The sequence below is a fragment of the Chamaesiphon sp. VAR_48_metabat_403 genome (assembly GCF_031422475.1).
GTDB lineage: Bacteria > Cyanobacteriota > Cyanobacteriia > Cyanobacteriales > Chamaesiphonaceae > Chamaesiphon.
This window is the reverse complement of the sequence record NZ_JANPLS010000055.1, coordinates 1-7,195: the sequence shown is the minus strand read 5'-3', so window position 1 is coordinate 7,195 and position 7,195 is coordinate 1. Positions and strand designations below refer to the sequence as shown.

Genomic DNA, 7,195 nt, shown 5'->3' with positions numbered 1-7,195 from the left:
AAAGTCGTACCAACATCGATTTCGCTGATGAGATCGATATTGCCACCATGGAGATCTACACATCGCTTGACGATCGATAAACCTAGTCCGGTGCCAGGAATATTATTAACATTTTTACCGCGATGGAATGATTGAAATAGTCGAACTCGATCTTCATCAGAAATTCCGATCCCGCGATCGGCAATTTCAAAGGTAACTGTGTCACTAGTAAAGTTGACATCAAACTGAACGTGGCGAGCGTCTAGAGTATATTTAATCGCATTAGAAAGTAAGTTAGTTAAAATTTGGCGAACTAATTTATTATCCATCCAAACTGTAAAGTTCTCTAGTGAGATAGTTGAGTCCGCATGAGTCATAGTCAATTTGAATCGACCTTCAGCATTGATACTGTTTTCTAGTTCTTCAATTAGTTCGTGACAAAAAGCGATCGCATCGAATGAGGAGCGTTTGCATTCTAGTTTGCCCGCATCTGTCTGGTAAATTAATAGAATATCTTCTAATAATGTTGTCATGTGCTTGACAGCAGATTGAATTCGTTGCCAATGTTTAATTTTTTTGGGTAGATCGAGCCGATTGTCATAGTCTTCAAGTAAGCCAGTAGAAGAAGAGATAATTCCTAAAGGTGTCCTAAATTCATGGGAAGCCGTGGTAATAAATCGAGTTTTTAGTTCATTCAGTTCCTGCTCTTGAATTAATGCCTTACCAATTTCAATTTTCTGGGTAGCCAGCTTATCTGCCAATCTTTTGGCATCTTTCAAAGAAGTACTTTGGGCTTGGAGTAAAAATAAGAAATCAGCAACTGGATCGTGTAGGGCAAAGTCTGATAATTTGAGTTTAAAATCATTCATGATGTTTGTATCAGTAATCCATGGCGAACCAAGAAACAGAATTACCTCTTCATAATCAACATAAACTATTTGACCCTTGAGTTGCATCCCATTTTGAATCGATTCTAATAAGAATAGCGATCTGGGATAGGCACGGATAGCATCAAAATCGGCGAATACATTGGGACGTTTAATCTCGAAATGTTCTTGAAAATTCTTGAACTTTAAAATTTCTGGATATAAACGTTTGAGGACAGGGCCAACATGAACGATTTCTAAATCGCGATTTAAGACAATATAAAATGGGAAAATTGTGGCAAAGACATCAGGAAGTGGTGAAAAATCTGGTGTCGTTACATATTCAGCAATAGTGACATTTTCTGAAAAACTCATTGTGGCATGACCCGTCTGATACCGCTAGTAAAACAATGGTGAATTGAAATTTCGGTTAATTTTTATCTCTGTTGAGAATTTGTTTAAATGGACATTTGGGTTTATGGGCGATCGATAATTCCTGATGGTCGTTTCCTTGAGCTTTACTATTGGTAAGCTGAATATCAACATCAGTATCGAATTTTTCACCTAAACCTTTGAGCATTCCCACTACCATTGGCGTTAAGCCAGGTCGATCGGAGTAGTAATGTAACTTTAATGATTCTGCTTCTAGATTGGAACACAGAAAACTCGGTGGTTGCAGTTCGGGAAAACTCAGTCCCACACGGGCATGTAGATTATCGAGATTTTGGAGAAATTCAGGTAAATTATCACCTGCCATTTCCATCAGCGATCCAAACCCTTCACTCGCAGTAAAGAGCAACCAATATTTGCCAAATGCCTCTAAAATATCTGTCGCGGGCATTGCCATGACAGCACTAGCCGCATCGACGAGTCGATAGGTGATGTCATCTGGATAAGAATCCATACTAATAAAGGCTTCGATCTCCACTTGAGCCTTAGACTTGATTTTTTCCCAGGTTGCTTCCCCATATTGGCTACACACCATATCTTCTAAGCCTTTATTCACCAATCCAAACATCAGCAGTCGCTCCTTATGGAAAGTGGATACGTATTTAATCCAGCTACTATTTAGAGTACCCACATTTTTCAGCTATCAGCTATCAGGTTTCAGGTTTCAGCTATCAGCTATCAGCTCCCATCCACCCATCCACCCATCCACCCATCCACCTATCCACCCCTCTACCCATCCGCCCCTCTACCCATCCACCATACTCATCAGTGCAATTAGCTCGGCGTTGTAATCGATCGCGTATTCATTCGTGGCGTAGGATTTTTCATCATCCACATAGCTCAACAGCCCCCGATTTTTAGGGGCGATCCCATCTTGGGCACCATTATTGGCACCACCTACTAATAAACCAGGAATCGAGATTTTACGAGCGCGAGCAAAAATATGATGTAAGTGCCGCACCGGATGGGTACCGATGCCAGTTACGAATGTCTGGTTAAAAGGGTTGCGCCCTAATAAATAATCGATCTGGTCGATCGCGGCTTGACGGTAGGCAGTTCCATCGGTCATGCGATAAGCTAATATGAGCGTCAGCCCATCTGTCGCCGTCATCTTGTTCGATCCCCAAATAAACCGCTGATTTGCCAGATGATAGCCACTTGTTGAGACTTTTTTGACAAGTGCATCCGCTCGGTTGAGAATTTGCTGGGCGATCTTTAGTTTAATCTCGCTGGCTGGGGAAGTTGCATCACTCATATAGTTCACCATTCCTAAAGCGGATGGATCTTTCCACTCAAATAGAGTGTAGTCATTGGGTAAATGCTGAAGAAAATAGCGATCGAATTTGCTTTCTTTGTTAGTAATAAATAGCTCTGCTGCTGCCCATAATCGATCGTCTGTATCGATTTTTAGGCTCGGTTCGGTATCGATTTCTGAGGCGAGATATTTCCCCGAACCGCTATCGTCGCCATCCACCCAATCTACTTTCATGGTTGGTTGTGTTTGTAGATAATCCCAAGCCCGTCGAGCTGCCTTCAGATAGAGGTTAGATTGTTGGGGTTGGAGGGGAGCATATACGCGTGCGGCGATCGCCATTGTTGCGGCAAATTTCGCCGTCTCTGGGGTGGAAATACCATAAAGGAAGCGGGGTTGAGTATCTTCATCGGGAGCAACGATCGAGGGCCACTTTTTACCAGATAGTTTACGATAAATTGCACCATCCGATCGCTGCATCGACAACATCCAATCCAATCCCACCCGCATTTCATCGAGTAAGTCGGGGATACCATTACCGCTTTCAGGGATTGTCAATTGTCGATCGGGAAATGCTTTGGGGTTATTCTCATATAGACTCAATAGTCGCCCCACGGTAACTGCTGTGGTGCTGACATATTTGCCATAATCCCCCGCATCATGCCAGCCGCCTGTGGATGGAATTGCTTTCCCAGATTGATTTATAGCATCTTTGCGATCGATCGCACCATCCCGCAGATGACAGGGCGCGTGGCGAATGCCTGTAACCGGATCGTCGATCGCAATGCCACAGCGTTGGAGATAATAGGAGCGGAGTAGTTTAATTATTGGCTCCTGATAGACATTGGACGCGATCGAAAATGGATAAGACTCGATCGATCCAGTTCGCAGGAAATACTTGCCAGTTTGCTGAATCTGGCTAAAGTCAATAGTTTGTAATCGATCGTTACTATCTCGATCGCGAACCGATCGACTGGGAGTAATAACTTGTAACGTCTGTTTAGTAGTGCTATTTACTAACTCAATTTTTTGCTGTGCGGTGTCGCTGTTGACGAGTAAGGCAACTTTGGGACTATTTGGTAAATAACCCACCTGATTGACGACTATTTTGGCTGAGGTGGCGGCTTGTAGTTGAGTCCAATTTCCGCTGGTAATTATCAGGAGAAATGCGCTGATGAGGATGAGTAGGAGCTGGTTCGATCGATTTATCATGATGGGGGGATAGGGGTGAGATTGAGGTAGGGGCAATTACCTCGATGGAGACGTTATTTTGGGAATAGTTATTTGAGGTGTGGCGGAGATCTACCCACCCTGCCCTACGGGCACCCCTCCAGGGCTACTGTGTATACACAAGTTATTATTGCTGCGTAATCCTGTTACCCCACCCCAGCCCTCCCCTTATAAAGGGGAGGGAGCAAGAAAGCCCCCCCTTTATAAGGGGGGGTTGGGGGGGTAGAGCACCATCGGAAACGAAGTCTAGCCGACTTGTGTATAGATAGGGAGTTAGTGATAATATGCCCGTTTAAGTTGCGATCGAAACCTGAGTTAAAAATTTCAGCATGGGGAACAGTAGAGAAAGGGAAACACTAGATTTAAAAATAGTTCGATGGATAAGAAGTCTCTGAGTGAAAGCGATATTTGTGCCAAATACATTACGCCTGCGGTGGTTCGGGCGGGATGGGATGAGGCGACTCAGCTTCGCAGGGAGGTTTATTTTACTGATGGGCGAATTATCGTGCGTGGTAAACTCGTCACTCGTGGCAAGGCAAAGCGGGCGGATTATGTGCTTTATTATCAGCATTTCACAATTGCCATCATCGAGGCAAAGGATAATAATCATAGTGTCGGCGATGGGATGCAGCAGGCGTTAGACTATGCCACGACTTTAGATATCCCGTTTGTGTTTTCGTCGAATGGGGATGGTTTTGTATTTCACGATCGCACAGGAAATAGTACGATAGAAACTAATCTGGCTCTGACTGAATTCCCCGCTCCGAGTGAGTTGTGGGCAAAGTATCGAGACTGGAAAGGGTTGGCTCCCGAACAGGAAAAGATGGTATTACAGCCTTATTATGATGATGGTAGTGGCAAGCAGCCGCGTTACTATCAGCGGAATGCGATTAATACTATGATGGAAGCGATTGCCAAAGGGCAGAATCGGATCCTGTTGGTGATGGCGACTGGTACGGGGAAAACTTATACGGCGTTTCAGATTATTTGGCGATTGTGGAAGGGTGGGCAGAAAAAGCGGATTCTGTTTTTAGCTGACAGAAATGTGTTGATTAATCAGACAATGGTGAATGATTTTCGTCCGTTTGCTGGAAAGATGGCGAAATTGAGTACGGCGGCGAAAACGATTGAGCGCGATGATGGTAGCTCGGTAGAGTTGACTCTAGCACACGATAAAAAACGCCGCATCAATCCTGCTTATGAAATTTATTTAGGTTTATATCAAGCGATTACAGGAGTAGAGGAGAAGCAAAAGATTTTCAAGGAGTTTTCTCCGGGCTTCTTCGATCTGATTGTGATTGATGAGTGTCATCGGGGTAGTGCGGCGGAGGATTCGGCTTGGCGGGAAATTCTCGAATATTTTAGTGCGGCTACTCAGATTGGGTTGACTGCTACACCCAAGGAAACCCAGTATGTTTCTAATAGCCATTACTTTGGGGAAGCTGTCTATACCTACTCGCTCAAGCAGGGGATTCGGGATGGTTTTTTGGCACCTTATAAGGTGATTAAGGTGCATCTGGATGTAGATGTGGTGGGTTATCGTCCCAAGTTGGATGAAACCGACGATCGCGGGTCGGAAATTACCGATCGGATCTACAATCAGAAGGATTTCGATCGCAGTTTAGTCATCGACAATCGGACGAAACGGGTGGCCAAATGGGTATCGGACTATTTGAAAGAAAGTGGACGGTTCCAAAAAACGATCGTCTTTTGTGTGGATGTTGAACACGCAGCCAGGATGCGTCAGGCGTTGATTAATGAAAATGCCGATTTAGTGCGGGAAAATTCGCGGTATGTGATGCGAATAACTGGGGATGACGAGCAGGGGAAGGAGCAACTCGATAATTTTATCGATCCTGAATCTAAGTATCCGGTAATCGTCACCACGTCTCGGTTGTTGTCTACAGGTGTGGATGCCCAAACTTGCCGCTTAATTGTGCTAGAGCGAGAAGTTGGTTCGATGACTGAGTTTAAACAAATTGTCGGGCGCGGGACGCGGGTACATGAAGATACCAAAAAGTATTATTTTACCCTGATTGATTTTCGCAAGGCGACTAACCATTTTGCCGATCCAGATTTTGATGAAGATCCGGTGCAGATTTACGAACCAGGGGAACACGATCCTGTCACTCCGCCCGATATGCCACCTGTTGGTATGCCGCTCGAACCCGATGAGAGTGAAACAATTATCGATCGACCCCTACCACCAGATATTACCATCCGCCCGATCGTTGGTGAAAGCTCAGGCAAGTATTACGTCAAAGGTAATCCGGTGCAAGTGTTGACTGAGCGGGTGGAGTACCTAGATGAAAATGGTAAACTCGTGACTGAATCGCTGCGGGACTATACGCGCAAGGCTCTCCGCCAGCAATTTGTCAGTCTCGATCGATTTCTGAACCGTTGGCGATCCCAGGAGCGCAAGGACGCGATTATCGCTGAATTGGCGGCGGAAGGGTTGCTGCTAGAGCCGTTAATGGAGGAAGTGGGCAAAGATCTCGATCCGTTCGATCTGATTTGTCATATTGCCTTCGACAGACCGCCGCTCACCCGTCGAGATCGGGCTGAGAGCGTGCGAAAACGGGATATCTTTACCAAGTACAGTCCGCAGGCGATCGCGGTGTTGGAGGCTCTACTGAATAAGTATCAGGATGAGGGAATTGTCGCTGGGTTGGACGATCTGCGGATTTTGCAAATTGCGCCGTTTAATGGGATGGGAACGGTACCGCAGTTGATTAAGCAGTTTGGTGGTCGTCCCGACTATGAGCGGGCGGTGCGGGAATTGCAAACTGCGTTGTATCAAGATATTGCGTAGATCTACCCACCCCGCCCTTCTCTTCGAGACGCTTCGCGAACGGGCACCCCTCCGTTCGCGGAGCGTCTCCGACAGGAGAGGAGGGGATTTTCTATTATTACAGTTAGGTCGTAGTTGGATCGTATAGCGGTTAGAAATTGCTTAGGTTAATTTACTGCGAATTCGGTAAATTGACACTTGAAAGGAGAATGAAAACCGATAAAGTATCGATTTGCTGTAAGTAACGCTACTGCCTATGATGGATGTCGGAGCTATCTCTTCACCCATCGCCACCTAAACCATCATGTCCGTTCGTAATACTGTCAAATCCATTCAGGACATCATGCGTCAAGATTCGGGCGTTGATGGAGATGCCCAGCGGCTGTCACAGCTTTGTTGGATGTTTTTCTTGAAGATTATTGACGACCAAGATTCCGAGCTAGAGCTACTGAATCCAGAGTACAAATCGCCGATTCCGACTAATCTCCAGTGGCGCAACTGGGCGGCAGATCCGGAGGGGATTACGGGGGATGAGTTGCTGGATTTTATCAACGCGGCTCTATTCCCGATGCTCAAAGATCTAGCTGTGACGGGCAAAGATGCCAATCGCAGTCGGGTGGTGCGGGG

5 protein-coding genes are annotated in these 7,195 nt (G+C 45.7%); 2 read left to right on the top strand and 3 right to left on the bottom strand.

Features of this window, described 5'->3' with window-relative positions; all coding sequences use genetic code 11:
• From RMO79_RS02720 to RMO79_RS02710, 3 genes are all read right to left on the bottom strand, one after another.
• The coding region (locus RMO79_RS02720) for an ATP-binding protein (RefSeq protein WP_310481520.1) at positions 1-1,220 on the bottom strand (1,220 nt) is incomplete at its 3' end.
• Positions 1,221-1,275: 55 nt separating this feature from the next.
• A complete protein-coding gene (locus RMO79_RS02715) occupies positions 1,276-1,863 on the bottom strand; it encodes a heme NO-binding domain-containing protein (RefSeq protein WP_396136506.1) in 588 nt (195 codons plus the stop codon).
• Positions 1,864-2,040: 177 nt separating this feature from the next.
• Entirely contained in the window at positions 2,041-3,759 is a 1,719-nt protein-coding gene (locus RMO79_RS02710) for a glycoside hydrolase family 9 protein (RefSeq protein ID WP_310481518.1), read from the bottom strand.
• A 394-nt stretch (positions 3,760-4,153) separates the two neighbouring features.
• On the opposite strand from RMO79_RS02710, the gene hsdR reads away from it, so the two are divergent.
• Both hsdR and RMO79_RS02700 read left to right on the top strand, forming a co-directional pair.
• Complete coding sequence (gene hsdR, locus RMO79_RS02705; protein WP_310481517.1) at positions 4,154-6,589, top strand: EcoAI/FtnUII family type I restriction enzme subunit R; 2,436 nt, start codon at positions 4,154-4,156, stop codon at positions 6,587-6,589.
• A 283-nt stretch (positions 6,590-6,872) separates the two neighbouring features.
• The coding region (locus RMO79_RS02700; RefSeq protein ID WP_310481516.1) for a type I restriction-modification system subunit M N-terminal domain-containing protein at positions 6,873-7,195 on the top strand (323 nt) is incomplete at its 3' end.